The 16,812-nt window shown below is 39.1% G+C and carries 17 protein-coding genes; all 17 read right to left on the bottom strand.

Annotated features, from left to right (window positions below; translation table 11 throughout):
- Nucleotides 1-260: hypothetical protein (locus GX497_03745; protein HHY72334.1), on the bottom strand; the 260-nt coding region annotated here is incomplete at its 3' end.
- Nucleotides 261-559: 299 nt separating this feature from the next.
- Nucleotides 560-1,228 (bottom strand): GntR family transcriptional regulator, encoded by a 669-nt coding sequence (locus GX497_03750; protein HHY72335.1) that lies wholly within the window; start codon nt 1,226-1,228, stop codon nt 560-562.
- Nucleotides 1,229-1,292: 64 nt separating this feature from the next.
- Entirely contained in the window at nt 1,293-1,676 is a 384-nt protein-coding gene (locus GX497_03755; protein HHY72336.1) for a 5-carboxymethyl-2-hydroxymuconate Delta-isomerase, read from the bottom strand.
- Nucleotides 1,677-1,694: 18 nt separating this feature from the next.
- Entirely contained in the window at nt 1,695-2,435 is a 741-nt protein-coding gene (locus tag GX497_03760; GenBank protein ID HHY72337.1) for a 2-hydroxyhepta-2,4-diene-1,7-dioate isomerase, read from the bottom strand.
- Nucleotides 2,432-3,205 carry a 4-hydroxyphenylacetate isomerase gene (locus tag GX497_03765; GenBank protein HHY72338.1) on the bottom strand — a complete coding sequence of 258 codons (774 nt, stop codon included), beginning with the start codon at nt 3,203-3,205 and terminating at the stop codon, nt 2,432-2,434. Before GX497_03765 ends, GX497_03760 begins: the two co-directional genes overlap by 4 nt.
- A 41-nt stretch (nt 3,206-3,246) precedes the next feature.
- A complete protein-coding gene (locus GX497_03770) occupies nt 3,247-4,674 on the bottom strand; it encodes an aldehyde dehydrogenase family protein (GenBank protein ID HHY72339.1) in 1,428 nt (475 codons plus the stop codon).
- A 184-nt stretch (nt 4,675-4,858) separates the two neighbouring features.
- The gene (gene hpaD / locus GX497_03775) at nt 4,859-5,845 is read right to left on the bottom strand and encodes a 3,4-dihydroxyphenylacetate 2,3-dioxygenase (protein HHY72340.1); all 987 of its coding nucleotides are present in this window, start codon (nt 5,843-5,845) and stop codon (nt 4,859-4,861) included.
- Between the two features lie 30 nt (nt 5,846-5,875).
- Complete coding sequence (locus tag GX497_03780) at nt 5,876-7,357, bottom strand: 4-hydroxyphenylacetate 3-hydroxylase (GenBank protein HHY72341.1); 1,482 nt, start codon at nt 7,355-7,357, stop codon at nt 5,876-5,878.
- A 74-nt stretch (nt 7,358-7,431) separates the two neighbouring features.
- Entirely contained in the window at nt 7,432-8,736 is a 1,305-nt protein-coding gene (locus tag GX497_03785) for a TRAP transporter large permease (protein ID HHY72342.1), read from the bottom strand.
- The gene (locus tag GX497_03790) at nt 8,726-9,280 is read right to left on the bottom strand and encodes a TRAP transporter small permease (GenBank protein HHY72343.1); all 555 of its coding nucleotides are present in this window, start codon (nt 9,278-9,280) and stop codon (nt 8,726-8,728) included. The genes GX497_03785 and GX497_03790 overlap by 11 nt, the downstream gene beginning before the upstream one ends.
- Before the next feature lie 25 nt (nt 9,281-9,305).
- Nucleotides 9,306-10,394: a TRAP transporter substrate-binding protein gene (locus GX497_03795; protein ID HHY72344.1), complete on the bottom strand. Its 1,089-nt coding sequence runs from the start codon at nt 10,392-10,394 to the stop codon at nt 9,306-9,308.
- Nucleotides 10,395-10,617: 223 nt separating this feature from the next.
- Nucleotides 10,618-12,129, bottom strand: coding sequence for a 5-carboxymethyl-2-hydroxymuconate semialdehyde dehydrogenase (gene hpaE / locus GX497_03800; GenBank protein HHY72345.1), 1,512 nt, complete (start codon nt 12,127-12,129; stop codon nt 10,618-10,620).
- 43 nt (nt 12,130-12,172) lie between these two features.
- Nucleotides 12,173-13,093, bottom strand: coding sequence for a 2,4-dihydroxyhept-2-ene-1,7-dioic acid aldolase (hpaI, locus tag GX497_03805; GenBank protein ID HHY72346.1), 921 nt, complete (start codon nt 13,091-13,093; stop codon nt 12,173-12,175).
- 171 nt (nt 13,094-13,264) lie between these two features.
- Nucleotides 13,265-14,056 (bottom strand): 4-oxalocrotonate decarboxylase, encoded by a 792-nt coding sequence (locus tag GX497_03810; protein HHY72347.1) that lies wholly within the window; start codon nt 14,054-14,056, stop codon nt 13,265-13,267.
- 15 nt (nt 14,057-14,071) lie between these two features.
- The gene (gene dmpG / locus GX497_03815; GenBank protein ID HHY72348.1) at nt 14,072-15,097 is read right to left on the bottom strand and encodes a 4-hydroxy-2-oxovalerate aldolase; all 1,026 of its coding nucleotides are present in this window, start codon (nt 15,095-15,097) and stop codon (nt 14,072-14,074) included.
- 17 nt (nt 15,098-15,114) lie between these two features.
- On the bottom strand, nt 15,115-15,999 hold the full coding sequence (locus GX497_03820; GenBank protein ID HHY72349.1) for an acetaldehyde dehydrogenase (acetylating): 885 nt from the start codon (nt 15,997-15,999) through the stop codon (nt 15,115-15,117).
- A gap of 25 nt (nt 16,000-16,024) precedes the next feature.
- Nucleotides 16,025-16,810 carry a 2-keto-4-pentenoate hydratase gene (locus GX497_03825; protein ID HHY72350.1) on the bottom strand — a complete coding sequence of 262 codons (786 nt, stop codon included), beginning with the start codon at nt 16,808-16,810 and terminating at the stop codon, nt 16,025-16,027.
- Nucleotides 16,811-16,812 lie beyond the last annotated feature (2 nt).

Here is a 16,812-nt window from a genome sequence, read left to right on the forward strand (position 1 = left end):
ACAGCATGGCATGCGATACATCCTTTTTTAAATAAGACATTATCTGTATGCTCTGCTAAATTAGGTTGTTCCGTATCAGCATTATTTCCAGCCGTATCTGTTGGTTCAGTCGGTTCAGCTGGTTTTGCAGATGTTGCAGTTTCTGTTTGTAGCGGCGGTTCCGTAGATGTTTTTTCTCCGCCATTAAATAAAAGAGAACCCATAAAGCCTAAGACGACACCAATTACTAAAAAGAGTATCCACCGAAAAACTTGATTCACATTTCTTCCCTCCTTTTCCAAAAAACTTAATCCAAGCCCTTTTAAAAAATACATCATAGATTCCTGACAAATTCTGCACATTTTTCGCACAAAATCTGTACACTCAAAATATACCAATACATACTATCCTCTCCTGTGACTTAAATCACAGAAACCATGGTCGGTATTTGTCGATTTAATGTATATTTAGTGATGTAACTTTGTTGAATTTATGAGCAAAGTGTGAAGTTATTTCTACAAAAAAATGCCCAGAGCGGTAAACTCTGAGCGACTTTAAATTATTCTCTTTCTCAATTCATTTAGCTGTTCTTTCGGTTTTGAAAAGCTATCAAAGTGTTGATTCTGTGCTGACGAACAACTTCTTCAATTTTACTAGTAGGGGCATTTTCTCTAATAAGGTTAATAATTTCGACATGTTCCTCAATTGATTGACAAGCACGTTGCGGCACAAAGGTAAAAATAGAGCGACGAACACGGTTCAAGCGCTGTTGCGCTTCGTTAATTTGATCAATTAAAAAAGTGTTGTCGCACTTTTCAAAAATAACCGCATGAAATTTTCGATTCAATTGGCTAAATGTTTCAAATTCAAAATTTGTAAGCGCTTTAGCCATTTGATTGTTAAGTTGTTCCAGCTCCTTAAGATTTTGAACAGTTAATTTTTTGGAGCTAAGTGAAGCAGCAAATCCTTCTAAAACAGCGATGACAGAAAGGACTTCAACATATTCGGTTTCATTGATTGCACTCACAATCGCTCCGCTATAAGGCTTGTATGAAATTAATCCATCTGATTCAAGGTTGCGAATCGCCTCTCGGATGGGAATCGTGCTAGTCCCAAGCTCTTTTGCAATTTGATCAATGACAATCCGTTGCCCCGGAGCATAATCACCGTCCAAAATCTTAGCTCTTAAAAATTCATACGCATACTGTGTTTTGCTTATAGTTGAATGTTGATTTTGATTTTTTTCCATAGCATTATCCTATATCACTTCGTATATGATTTCAAGTCGTATTTACTCATTTTTCGACAAATCCCTATTTAAAACGATGGTGAATATTATTATGCTTATATGTGCCTGCCTCGCTAAACTCAACAAGCTCCATTGAGAGCGCTAAATATCGTTTCGAAAAAAGCTCCGAGAAATGAGCCTTTATTGCCTCGAACAGCTCATCACAAGTATTCTTTTTTTCTTCTTCACTGCGTCCCGCTCCAATTTTTAATGTAACATGGACAAACGCATCATCTTCTTTTCCATCAGCAACCCGATAATCTTGAAGTTCAATCGCTCTTGAACGCAAGCCACCAATCGGAAAAAGCGGGCTTTTTGCAATAATGACTGCATGGACTTTTTCTAGCAATCCGGAAATATTCGCCTCAGCTTTAATATTATGTGTATATTCAATGATAATATGTGGCACCGATTTTCACCTTCCATTTCATCTACTTACAATCGTATTGGCAAGGCGACCAATCTTTTCGACTTCAGTCACAACTTCATCACCAACTTCGACGTTAACTGAACCCATAGGAGTCCCAGTTAAAATAACATCATTCTTATTCAGTGTCATGAAGCTGCTTAAATACTCAATTAGGGCGGCAATGCTGAAAATCATCTCCTTTGTATTTCCTTCTTGCGTCAACTTTCCATTTACATAGGTTCTTAACGTTAAATTCATTGGATCATCAATATCTTTTGCATCTACAAGCCATGGGCCAATCGGGGTACATGTATCACGATTTTTCACCCGCAAGTTGGGGCGATAGTAATTTTCCAAATAATCACGGATAGCATAATCATTAGCCACTGTATAGCCAAGAATATAATCATAAGCATCCTCTTGCTTTACATTTCTAGCTTGTTTTCCTATTACAACGGCAAGCTCACACTCATAGTGCATAAAAGTTGCATCAGCTGGGCGAAATGTTTGGCCTAGATGTCCTATAAAAGTATTCGGTCCTTTTAAAAATACTAAGGGCTCTGTTGGCGCATTAAATGCCAATTCTTTCGCATGGTCAGCATAATTCAAGCCAAGAGCAAAAACTGTTTGCATCTCAACAGGCGGGAGCCAGACTACATCCTGCTCCTTTACAATACGACCATCATCCAGTTTCAAACGGCCCTCAAGTTCAACCGCATCATGAATAGCACCAGAAAAAGCTACTCGTGCTCTTTTCATCTTTTTGTCCCTCCTGCCAAAAGTTCATGTTCATGAACAACTGTATTTTCTAGGACACCGACACCAATAATTTCGATGCGAATGTGGTCGCCAGCATTTACTATTGGTGCCTTCTCGGGGACACCGACCAACAATACATCTCCTTCATTCAACGTCATAAATTCCGTAACATCTGCAATTAATCGCGGAACAGAGCGAATCAAATTGGCTGTAGTATTTTCTTGACGCAACTCGCCATTTACAAATACTTGAATTGTAAGGGCATCGGGATTTGCAACTGCCTCACGCTCAATCACCCATGGCCCTACTGGACAAAAACCATCACGACATTTTTGGCTTATGGCTGGACGGTATACACTGTTATGAGGAATACTAACGTCGTTTACAACCGTATAGCCGGCAACATAGTCTAAAGCTTCTGCTTGAGGAACTTGTGTAGCTCTTCGACCAATCACGATTCCAAGCGCTGCACCTATTTCTAACTCTTGAACAGCAGCAGGCATTGGTATTTCGGCACCGTAGCCAATAATCGTATTCGCTGGTTTAATATAAAGAATCGGTGCCTTTGGTGGGGCTTTGTATGGGTCCTCATGGACTTCCTCTCCCATCGCAACCAATGCCTCTTTATAGTTTAATAAAGTCCCATAAATCGTCCCTGACACAGGTGCATCTATGTTTAACTCTCTTAAACTAATTTTTTTCCCTTTGACTTCGACTAGTCGATTCTCGCAATCTATAACAACTGTTTCCGGTTGCGAAACCCCACTCATTTTAATTTTCCCGCTGCGCAATTTATCACCTCAACTTCCTGTTAATTGCGATTAAAAACAACTAATTTCATTTCGGTCATTTCCTCGACTGCGTATTTAATTCCTTCACGGCCAACTCCGCTTTCTTTAACGCCTCCATATGGCATATTATCGACACGGAATGTTGGAATATCATTAATTATAACCCCGCCAACATGTAGCTTTTCAGCCGCATCAAGAGCTGTGTTAATATTATTCGTATAAATTCCAGCTTGCAGGCCATAGCGTGAATCATTTACTAATTCAACAGCTTCCTCCACTGACTTAACCTTATTAATAAGAACGATTGGCGCGAACACCTCTTGACACGATACTTTTAATGCTTTATCAGCATTTAAAAGCACAGTTGGTAGAAGAATATTTCCTTCTGCCATTCCTCCTGTTGCAACTTCAGCACCATGCTGTTTTGCTTCTTCAATCCATTCGAGAGTACGCTCAACATCGCCTTTTGTTATTAAAGCAGATACGTCTGTTTGTGGGTCAAGTGGATCCCCTATTTTTAATTTTTTTGCTTCCGCAGCAAATTTTTCGACAAATGCTCCATATAGATTTTCATGAATATAAACACGTTGCAAGGAAATACAAACTTGTCCTTGGTTAGAAAATGCCCCTTTCATTGTGCGCGCAATAATTTTATTTACATCTACACCATCATCAATGATGAGGGCTGAATTGGAACCAAGTTCAAGTGTTACTCGCTTTAATCCGGCTTTATTGCGAATGCCGATGCCTACAGCTGGACTTCCTGTAAAAGTGATCATCTTTACGCGATCATCTGTTACTAGCAAATCACCGACTACTCTCCCACTTCCTGTAATAACATTAAGTGCACCGGCAGGTAGCCCTGCTTCTTCAAGCAACTCCGCTAAAAAATAAGCGGATAGTGGTGTTTGTGAAGCTGGTTTCAACACGATTGTATTTCCAGCAGCAATCGCTGGACCTACCTTATGAGCCACTAAATTCATCGGAAAATTAAACGGCGTAATCGCTCCCACTACACCTAATGGCTCACGTACAGTATAAGCCACTCTATTTTCTCCACCAGGGGCGGCATCAAGTGGAAGCGTTTCCCCATGAATCCGTTTAGCTTCTTCAGCTGCAAATTTATAAGTCTGAATCGTACGGGCAACCTCTTCCTTTGCCGTCGTAATAGGCTTGGCGGCTTCTAAGGCAATAATTCTCGCTGCTTCTTCGGAACGTGCCACATAAAGATTTACTAATTTTTCAAGTATGGCGGCACGTTGGTGAGCAGGCATTTTCGCCATCACTTCACGTGCATTGTACGCTGCTTCAATTGCAAAGTTAACCTCTTCCGCTGATGCAGAAGGAATCTCTGCTAATACTTCCTCCGAATATGGCGATTTCAATGTAATATAAGAATTCGCCTCCATCCATTCACCGTTTATAAATAAGTTTTTTTTAAGTACCATCATGATCTCTCCTTCAGCAAAAAATATAGATGCTTACTAGATTATACAATAAATCATATGTCAAATCGTATATGATTCCAAGTGGTAGTATGATAGATTACTATTAGAAAAAAAGCAAGCTTCGGACAGTCCGAAGCTTATTTTATAGCTGCTAATCTTATCATGCAGTAAGTTAAACAGACTGTTATTGCACTGATAATCGTTTCACAGTTTCAACTGGCAGCAATTGGCCAGTTATTATATCCTCGACCTGGACAGCTTCTGTTCTCCAGCTTTCTGGTGGTACTTGACCCCAGAATGTTGCCCGTTGCGGGTTATCAAGATGCCATTTAATCGGCTCCCAGTCTGGATCATTTGTAAAATAATCACCTGTATACAATTCGATGCGATTTCCGTCATGGTCGCGCACATATACAAAAAAAGCATTTGAAGTGCCATGTCTGCCTGGTGACCGTTCAATATGGGTATGATAACCTAGTGAGGCAAGATGGTCACATGTATCCAAAATCGCCTTTGCATCATCCATCCAAAAACCGGTATGGTGGTAGCGCGGCCCTTTTTCGCTTATTAAAGCAAGGTCATGAACGCTCGGTTTGCGGTGCATCCAGGCAGCCCAAATATGCTCATTTTCCTCGTAGCCGTTCACAGTAAACTCGGAGGTTCTAAAGCCTAAATGTTTGCTATACCAATCATATAGTTCATCAATATTTGTAATTAAACAATTGGCATGGTCAATCCGTTTAATTTTTGAATTCCCTTGTAAATGGAATTTCTGCAGCATTCTTTCTGCTTTATCCATTTCAAAAAAGAACTCGACAGGTATTCCACCTAGATCCTGTATTCTTAGAGCACGACCTTGGCCCTTCTCTTCACCAGCACCAATCCATACTTTTTTGACGCCTAATTCAGTAAATAATTCATCTAGCACATCTAAATCTTCGGCACTGCTTACACGGTAGGCAATATGCTTTAGGCTCGCTTGTTTTCCTTTTGTTAAAACTAAACAATGGTGGTTGGCATCCTCAATTGCTCTTAAATAAATATGATCTTCATCTGACTCCGTCTCAATAAAGCCTAAACCACCACAATAAAATTCTCTTGCCCGCTCTAAATCCGTAACCGTTATTTCAGCATGATGAAGCCGAATAATATCAAAATTTTTCTTGTGCATTGATTATTTTCTCTCCTTTTCAAAGGATTTTTAGCAGTTCGTGACAGAATCCTTTTCCAAAACCATTTGATCTAAGAATTTTTGTACTAATGCCATTTCCGTTGTCTTATCCGCATTTGAATACGTATCCATTGTTACTCTGAACGCATCGACTAAGTAGAATCGTTCATACAGTTCACCACGGCCTGCAAGGTCTGAACCTATGAAATCCCAAGCTAAGCGGTTTAAGCGAATTTTTTCCACAGCTGTAGCATTTCTAGCTTGATAATATTTATCGATATACCCTCTTAATGGACCTTCTAAATCTTTTCTTGAAGGTGTACACATAAAGCCACCACCACCAATAATTTGGATTAGCTCCATACATCTAGGAATCCATTTTGGCATTAATCCTCTTAAGGCAGTTAATGGTCTCGCATCTGGTATTAATACACCATTCACTCCATTTTCCTTCGCACCTTCTATTGCAGAAACGATAGCAGTACGTGTTAACTCTTTATATTGCCAAATTTCCCCAAGTTTCTCTTTAATATGGTCAAATTCATTTACACCGTTCATATCGGCAATCATATGCCCTACGCCAAATAAGAACTCAAGCTTTGTAAGCGCTCTCGTCATTGCCTGAAAAACAATATAAGCACCCCAGTTTACCTCATCTGTTACAGCTCGATATAATTCTACATTTCCATCAATAAATACGCGATCCTTTGGAATATGGCAATTGTCAAAAATAACAACAGCATCCTGCTCATCAAAACGAGTGGATAGCGGAAAATCAAATGGATCACATTGTTTACTATAGGAATCACGGCAAATGAATTTCATTCCAGGTTGATCCATTGGAACAGCAAACATTAAAGCATATTTTGCATCTTCAGGACGAATACCTTTCCCTGCCCTTGATGGATAAATCGTCATTTCATCGGCAAACGGTGCCAACGTACCTAACATTCTAGCTCCACTAACGATAATGGAATCTTCTGTTTCGCCTACCTTGTGTAATGAAACCTCTCCACCTGCTTGCATTGCTTCCGGTACAGAGCGATCTACTTGTGGATTAACGATACAGTGTGTTAAACATAGATCATTTTCTCTAATATAATTGAAATAGTTTTCTACATTTTTAGCACGTTGTTCTTCTCCATACTTTCTCCATACATCGGTTCGGCTTGCATAACATGCGAAGGTAATATTTAAATAGTCAGGGCTTCTACCCATGATTCCCGCAGATGCTTCAGACATAATCTTTGATGCCTTGTGCAATTTCCATAAATCATCTTTGCTTTTCGGAAACATGAACGATGTTCCAACTTTATCCCCTGTTGTTGGCGAATCTGTTAACATAATTTCAGGGTATTGGTATTGTAAATCATACAAATGAGCAATCGATTGGGCTCCTCCTTTTAATTGGGGATGGATTGTAATATCTTCTATTCTTTCTCCATCCAACCAAATTTCACGTCGGTCATTTTTCAACTTTTCTAAATACTGTGCTCCTGTCCGTGCTGGCATGAACAACATCTCCCTTAATTTGATTTTTGTGAATACTCAAAATACTTTTAATATTCAATCTAACCTACTAATCTTTATTTCATTAAACTAGGTAAAAAAGTGGCTAATTGAGGGAAAATAATAAGAACAGCCACACAAGCAATCATTGCCAATACCATCGGCGTAATTCCTTTAAAAATAGTCTGAATCGGAACATCTCTCGCTACACCCTTTACATCATAAACACTTATGCCAAGTGGTGGGGTTAAGGAACCAATGTTTATCATCATAACCATGATAATTCCAAACCAAACACCATTAAAGCCTAACTCCGTTACAATTGGATAGATAATTGGCAGTGTTAAGACAAGGATAGATAATCCTTCGACAAAACATCCTAAAATAAATAACGAAAGTAATACGAGTATTAAAATTGCATATACATTCAAATCGAGATTGCCGACAAAAGTAGTAATTTTAACTGGTATTCTACTTACTGTTAAAAACTGACTAAATAATGTTGCGCCAATGATGATTATAAAAAGGTATGCTGTTAACCGAACAGTCTCATGAAACGATTGTTTAAGTCTCTTAAAGTCAATTGTTCTTGTTACTAAAGTAACGAGTAAGGCAATAAATGCCCCTACACCCGCTGCTTCAGTCGGCGTAAAAATCCCTAAATAAATTCCGCCAATCGAAGTTAGAAATACAACCATGAAGGGCCAAATATTTTTTAGTGTTGTGATTTTTTCCCGAAAAGAGGCTTTCTCATACTTTCTTGGTGCAAGTGATGGATCACGTTTGATGACGATTAAAATCGCAATCATAAAAATAATGATTTGGACAATCCCTGGAACAATCCCTGCAATTAATAGTTGACCAATCGGTTCCCTTGTCATAATTCCATACAACACTAGAATGACACTTGGCGGAATAAGGGCGCCTAATGTTCCGCCTGCAGCTACACATGCGGTTGATAATTGGGGCTTATAATTGTATTTATTCATTTCGGGCAAGGCAATTTTCGAAACTGTAACAGTTGTAGCATTTAATGACCCTGAAATCGATGAGAAGATTGCAGCTGTTCCAATCGTTGCCATCGCTAATCCACCGCGAAAATGTCCCATCCAGCTATCTACAGCCTGGTATAAATTACTGCCTATACCTGAATAAGATAAAAACATTCCCATTAAAATAAACAACGGAATCACACTTAAGGAATAGGAACTTGCCGTATCAAAAGGAGTCCTTCCAGATTGGAGAATCGCAATGTCCCAACCTCTTATTAAACCCGTGCCAAGCATTCCAACTAATAGTAGTGAAATACCGACGGGAATCTTTAATAGAAACATAATGATTAATACGACAATCCCGATTACGCCAATTATTTCAGGACTCATTACTATTCACCACCTCTGGCAAGGCCGACTCAGGACTCGAATCACTCTTTTTCGCTAGCGATTTATTACTTTGCAGAAACTTCTTTGTATAAGTTATTGCATGTTTGACAGCTGATAAAGCAAAAATAACTGTACCAATGGCGGCGATGATTACAAATATATAGACTGGTAAGTATAAATCTGCTGTTACCGTATTAGAGCGGAGCAAGCGCCCCGCATTCGACCATAAACTCCAAGCTACTATACACAATACAGCAGCAATAACTACATTAATGACACCTTCAAAAATACATTGAATTTTTTCAGAAAACCTTTCAACGACAAAATCGATTGTAACATGCACTTTATGCAAATGCGTATAAGCCAAACTTAAAAACACAACCATTGATAATCCAAGTTCGGTAAAGTCAACTGTTCCTTTAATTGGGTGATTAAAAAGCCAGCGACCTAAAACATCAAATGTAATCCAAAGCATCATCAACAGTAAAATGAACTCAGCAATATTGTGTAGCCATTTACATACTTTTTCAGTCATTCCTTCCATATTAATAGGTCACCACTTCCTCTTCTTACCTTAGTTCATTTTTAAGCTCTAAAGCGCGTTCATAGATTTCTTGTCCCGGATAGCCTTTCCCATTCATTTCGTCAATCCACTTTTGGGCAACAGGTTCTAGCGCATCCTGCCAATGTTTAAGTTGATTACCCGTTAACTCGATAATTTCCGCACCACCATTTTTCGCAAGCTCTAACCCTTTTTTACCATCAACGTCAAAGAGCCCACCTGCTTCTGCAGACATTGGAAGACCTACTAAACCATCTAATAATTGTTGATCACTGTCAGAAAAACTATTATAAGTAGCTTTATTCATAACTGAATAGAACGGTGTTGCTGAGAAGTTACCGATTGTTACGTATTTCGTGATTTCATGGAAGTTGTAATTTTGTAAAGTTTCTAGCGGCACCATTGCTGCATCGACAACCCCTCTTTGTAACGCCTCATAAACATCACCCATCGGCATTGATACTGCCGTAGCTCCTAACGCTTCCAAAATCGTACTTCCAACTGGGGATGGTGTACGTACACGCAAGCCTTTTAAATCTGCAGGTGTTTCAATTTTATGTTTTGTACTAATAAGTTGTGCAGGCTCTGCGGTGAACAGGAATAATGGATGTGTTTCATCATGCAATTTTTGAATTTCAGGAAATTCATTGTATAATGTTCCAATGATTTTTGAACCATGTTCAGCTGATTCAGCTAAGAACGGTAATTCAAGAACAGATACAAGCGGGAATCTGCCTGGTGTATATCCATACACACTTAATGCAATGTTTGCTTCACCTGTTACGGCCATATCATAGTGGGAACCAGCATCACCAAGAGCATTAGCAGGATATAGTTCGTATGTAATTCTCCCGTCTGTTTTCTCATTTAATGTTTTTCCAAGGCCTTCGAAAATTTGTGTTTGAATTGGGTGATTCCCCGGTAAGAAATGAGAGATAATGAGATTATGAGACTTTCCGTTATCCCCACCATTGGCAGCACCTTGGTTTTCACCCTTTGAGGCATTTTGGGTGCCCCCACTACAAGCGGACATTAGCAGTACTAAAGCTAGTACAATGACGAACATTATTTTTTTACCTTTAAACAATTTTTCCATTCTATTTCCTCCCTTTCAAAATAGTATTTACAAGACCTTTTGTGAAAACGCTGTCAAATGACATTCAGGTAAACTGAAAATAACCAGTTTTCCGAATATTCGAATTATTTATGTTAATATAAATCATATATTATAACATATATGATATCAATAGTTTTTCTTGTTTTATTTTTGGTAATAAAAGCTAGAAAGAATTGCTCTCTCTAGCCTTCATTATTTACGGTTATTTACCGAATTGCGGTATATGGTGATCACCGATAGCAACGTGGATAATCTTTGGCTCAGTATAAAATTCAAATGCATAATGGCCGCCTTCTCTACCGATTCCACTATCCTTTGTTCCTCCAAATGGAATGCGAAGATCACGGACATTTTGCGCATTAATCCAAACCATTCCAGCTTCAATTGCATCTGCAACACGGTGCGCCCTCTTAATATCATTTGTCCACACGAAGCCTGCAAGACCATATCTTACATTATTTGCCGCCTCAATCACTTCTTCTTCCGTTTCAAATTCAATCACCGCCATCACTGGACCAAAAATTTCTTCTTGGCAAACCCTCATCTCATTTTTCGCATGTAATAATAACGTCGGTGGTACGAAATTGCCTACCTTTACTTCCTCAGGAATTGATCCTTGAACAACTTCGCAGCCTTCTTGTTTTGCAAGTTCAATATAGCTTTTTACTTTATTGTAATGACCCTTTTCAATTAAAGGCCCTAGTTGTGTCGCCGGGTCCATTGGGTCGCCGATTTTAATATTATTGACACGTTCTTTCAAAGCCGCAATAAATTGGTCTTTAATATTTTTATGAAGAAAGACACGGGAATTGGATGTACAACGTTCTCCGTTAAAGGAGAAAATCCCCCATACAGCAGCATCAAGAGCACGGTCAAGGTCGGCATCATCAAATACGATTAGAGGTGATTTCCCGCCCAGCTCCATTGACGTTTTCTTTAATGTATCTGCCGCATTTTTGATAATAATGGAGCCTGTTGTTGTTTCACCAGTAAATGAAATAGCTTTTACATCGGGATGAGCTACAAGCGCTGCTCCCGCTGTTTCACCAAATCCATGAACAACATTAAAGACACCCTTTGGCAATCCCGATTGATCGATAATTTCGGCAAGTTTGTTTGCCGTTAAAGGTGACAGTTCAGCTGGCTTTAAAATAACAGTATTCCCTGTTGCCAGTGCCGGTGCAACCTTCCAAGTCTCTAGCATAATCGGCGCATTCCAAGGTGTAATGAGCCCAACGACGCCTAATGGTTTATAAACTGTATAGTTAATAAACTCACGGTCTATTGGAAATGATTCGCCGTGGGATGTTTCAATCATTTTCGCATAAAAACGAAAATTTTCCGCTGCACGGGCCGCTTGATTTTTCGTCTGACTTATGGGAAGGCCTGTATCTAATGACTCTAAAAAGGCAATTTCATCATTAGCTTCATCAATTAAATCGGCAATTCGATAAATGTATTGTAATCGTTCGCTTACTTTCATTTTGCCCCATTGACCGTTTTCATAAGCCACTTTTGCAGCGGCAATCGCTTTTTCTATATCATCCTTGCGCCCTTCAGCAATGTTGTTAATGACCGTATTTGTAAAAGGGTTTGTATTTTGAAAAGTGGCACCTGTCTCTGCATCAACAAATTCACCATTTATATATAACTTAATATCTTCTAATTCCTGATGTGTGTTTTTATTGTTTACATCTACTGTTTGGTTTTGCATAATTTCACATCCCTTTGGATTTTAAAATTAATTAATTAATTAATTAATTAGCAACTACATTTTCGGGAAGTTCTACATGTCTTGATAATACTTTACGAAGTTTTTCTTGTAGTTCTGGTGTTGGAAGATCCATTGGTCTTCGTAAGATTGGCTTCGCTTTACCCATCATTCCTAACGCAGCTTTTAATGGTGCTGGATTTGTATCCTCAAACAACACATCGTTTAATTCCATTAATTCAAAATGATGGTCTAAGGAAGCTTGAATGTTTCCTGCTGCCCAATCATTGTATAGATTAGCAATTTCTTTTGGAAGAATATTGGCTGTTGCACTAATATGTCCAGCCCCACCGATTGCCAACATTGGGTAACATAATAATTCGATACCAGAATATAGATTGAAATCTCTTCCACACTTTAATAACACACGGTTCACATGTTCGAAATCTTTGTTAGATTCTTTAACCCCAATGATTTGTGGAACATCTTTAGCGAGACGAGCTAATGTGTCAACATGTAAATTTACCGCTGTTCTTCCAGGAATATTGTATACGATAATAGGAATATCTACTGTTTCTGCAATAGATTTATAGTGCTTGTAAAGCGCATGTTGTGATGGCTTGTTGTAATAAGGTACGATGATTAATACTGCATCTGCGCCAATTTCTTTTGCCTTCTTCGTTAAGTAAATCGTTTCATCATAATTTGTTGAACCTGTTCCAGGTACGAAAGGAACTCTTCCATTTATTACTCTAGCGGCATTTTCCATTACTTTCACACGTTCTTCAGTTGTTAGAGATGCTGGTTCACCAGTTGTACCAGTTACTGAAATTGCATGGCTACCACTTTCAATTTGCCAGTTTATTAGCTTTTCCTGTGTTTCAAAATCAATCGAGCCATCTTCGTTAAACGGTGTAATGACAGGCGCAATTGATCCTCTTAATCTTTTTTTCAATTCTTGATACATACGTAATCCTTCCTTTCTAATTTTCCATTTATTTAAAATTCAAAATATTCAACTTATAATTAAATCATATATCATTTCGTATACGATTTCAATGCGTTTTACAAAAAATAAAAAGAGAGCCATATAAGACTCTCAAACTATCACAATTTTTATGAGTATGCGCGAAAGCAATTATTCAACTACAGTAAAAGTCACCTCACCTAATCCATCAAATTTGCCTGAAACAACATCACCCTTTGACAGCATGACGGCTCCAGTAATCCCACCAGTTAAAATAATATCACCTTTTTTTACTTTTTCTCCTTTTCGAGCAAGCATATTTGCAAGCATTGCTACTGAATTGGCTGGATGACCAAGAACAGCAGCTCCTGCTCCTAGCTCTTTTATTTCGCCATTTATTGTAATCGTCGTGCCTACTAACTCAAGCTCCAATTGTTCTGGCTTTTTCAAAGTAGTGCCGAAGACAACACGGGATGTTGAGGCGTTGTCTGCGACAACATCTGGTAGTGTAAAATTAAAATTTTCGTAGCGGCTGTCAATGATTTCTAATGCCGGTAAAACATATTCCGTTGCCGCTAATACTTGGGCACCGGTAATATCAGGCCCTTCTACGTCCTCACCCATAACGAAAGCAATTTCCGCTTCCACTTTCGGATGGATTAAGTCGCTAAGCTTCACCTGTCCACCGTTATCAATTAACATATAATCAAAGACATAGCCATAAAGCGGCTCCTCGACACCCATCTGCTTCATTTTAGCGAAGCTCGTTAAGCCCATTTTCGGGCCGATTATTTTTTTTCCTTCATTTAATTTTCTTTGTACAATTTCTTCCTGTACTAAATAGGCTTCATCAAATGTTAAATCAGGCTTTATAGATGCCGTAACTTTTACAACCTCGTTTTTCCCATATTCTGCATCTAACAAATAGGTAGCTATTTGCTCAATTTGTTCATTCGTAATCATCGTTTACTGTCCTCCCTAACCGACTGTGACATTTTTTCGTTTCGCGATTTCTGCAGCAACATCAACAATCATATCCTCTTGACCACCAACGATATGTTGTTTCCCTAGCTCAATCAAAATATCACGGGAGTCAATGTTAAATCTTTTTGCTGCACGCTGGGCATGAAGTAAGAAGCTTGAGTATACACCAGCGTATCCGAGCACAAGGCTATCTCTAGTTATTTCTTGTGGTTTTTCCAAAATTGGGGCCACTAATTCTTCCGCAATATCCATCGCTTTATAGACGTCAATTCCAGTTTGTATTCCCATCTTATCCAATACAGCTACAAGCACCTCCGTTTGTGTATTCCCAGCACCTGCACCTAAACATCTCATACTGCCATCAATTCTTGTCGCTCCTTGTTCAATCGCTGCAAGTGTGTTAGCCATTGCGAGTGACAAGTTGTTATGACCATGGAAACCGATGTTAACCGAGAGATGGTCCCGTAAAGCACAGATTTTTTCTGATACTTCATGTGGCAACAAGGCACCTGCGGAGTCGACGACATAGACAGTATCAGCGCCATAGCTTTCCATTAATTTAGCTTGTTCGACTAATTTAGAAGTAGGAGCAAGATGTGACATCATTAAGAATCCAACCGTTTCCATGCCAAGCTCTTTTGCTAGCTCTATATAAACAGGAGAAACATCTGCTTCTGTTACATGCGTTGCAATTCTTGCCATTTTAGCACCTAACGAAGCCGCTTGTTTTAAATCTTTTTCTAAACCGATGCCTGGAAGATGCAAGACAGCAATTTTTGAATTTTTAGCAGTGGCGGCCGCAGCTTCAATTAATTCAAATTCATTTGTCAATGATAATCCATATTGTAGTGTCGAGCCTCCAAGGCCATCCCCATGAGCCACTTCAATATAGGGTACATTTGCTTCATCAAGTGCTTTAACAACGCTTGTCACTTGTTCCACTGTAAATTGGTGTCTAATGGCATGGCTTCCATCTCGTAAAGCTACCTCTGTGATTAAAATATCTTTATTTAATCCCATCATGATTTTCCCCTTTCCTACACAGTCGCATTTGCAAGCATTTTAATTGCCCATTCCTCGGCAACTTGAACAGCAGCTGCTGTAATAATATCTAAATTTCCTGCATACTTTGGCAAATAGTCGCCGGCACCTTCAACTTCAATTAAAATTGTTATTTTATTACCGTCAAAAAGCGGCTCCTGTCTAATCCGGAATCCTGGCACATATCGTTGCACTTTTTTCTCCATATCACGGATTGCCTTTGTAATTCCTTCCTCATCGACAGTTTCACCTTTGACAAGGGCGTGGATGGTATCTCTCATAATTATCGGCGGCTCTGCAGGATTAATAATCATAACGGTCTTCCCAAGCTTCGCCCCACCGATGATTTCAAGTGCGCTACTTGTCGTTTCAATAAATTCGTTAATATTAGCTCTTGTTGCTGGTCCAGCACTTCTACTTGAAACAGTTGCAATGACCTCTGCATAAGAAACAGGCTGCACTTGATTAATCGCATGAACAATTGGTGTTGTTGCCTGACCCCCGCATGTAATCATATTGACATTATCGTCCGCTAAATGATCTTTGATATTTACAGTTGGCACGACAAAAGGACCGACAGCAGCAGGTGTTAAATCAATTACCCTTTTTCCTGCCTCTTTTAATAGTTTTGCATGTTTAATATGGGGCTTGGCTCCTGTTGCATCAAAGACGATATCAGCCAGTTCTGGTTGTTCAAGAAACCCTTCAATTCCATCATCAATTGTTACATAACCGAATTCTTTTGCACGTTTTAAACCATCAGAATCCGGGTCAACACCAACGACAGTTGTTAACTCTAAATTTGTCGCTCTTCTAAGCTTAATCATTAAATCCGAACCAATATTACCTGAGCCTAATACAGCAACTTTCACTTTACTCATAAAATATAAGACCTCCCTTTTTAAATTATTTTTCAAAATTAACACTAACTTGACCAATATGAGCAAAGCGGGCTGTAAATGTGTCTCCCGGCTCAGCAACGACCATCGCTGAAAGTGCGCCTGATAAAATCACTTCGCCAGCACGAAGCGGAATATCAAATTGTGCTAATTTATTAGCTAACCATGCCACACATGTTGCAGAATTACCAAGGGCTGCAGCCCCAACACCAGTGTTGACTAACTGGCCATTCTTCATTAAAACCATGCCGATTTGTTCCAAATTAACGTCTTCAACCTTTGTTGGTTTTCCGCCTAAAACATAAAGACCGCTCGAAGCATTATCGGCAATCGTATCAGGTAATTTAATCTTCCAGTCTTTTATTCTACTTCCGACAATCTCCAAAGCTGGAACAACATATTTAGTAGCTTGCAACACATCAAGTGTCGTAACGTTCGGGCCTTTTAAATCCTTTTTCAAAATAAAGGCAATTTCACCCTCGACGCGTGGTTGGAGAATTTGACTCATCGAAATCGTGCCGCCATTTTCGACAACCATTGAATCTAGTAAGTGGCCATAATCAGGCTCATCAACACCGAGCAATCTTTGCATTGCCAGCGATGTTAAGCCGATTTTTTTGCCAACAACTTTTTGGCCTTCATCTAGTTTTCTTTGAATATTTTTAAGTTGGATATGATAAGCTTCAACAGGTGTTAATTCCGGGTTGTGCGCTGTTAATGGCTCTATACCAACTCCTGAAAGCTCAGCTTCTCGAAGTAAGTCAGCAAATTGTATTGTTTGAGTGACCACCATAT

Origin of the sequence: Bacillus sp. (in: firmicutes) (assembly GCA_012842745.1) — a bacterium.
In the GTDB taxonomy this organism is placed as follows: domain Bacteria; phylum Bacillota; class Bacilli; order Bacillales; family Bacillaceae_J; genus Schinkia.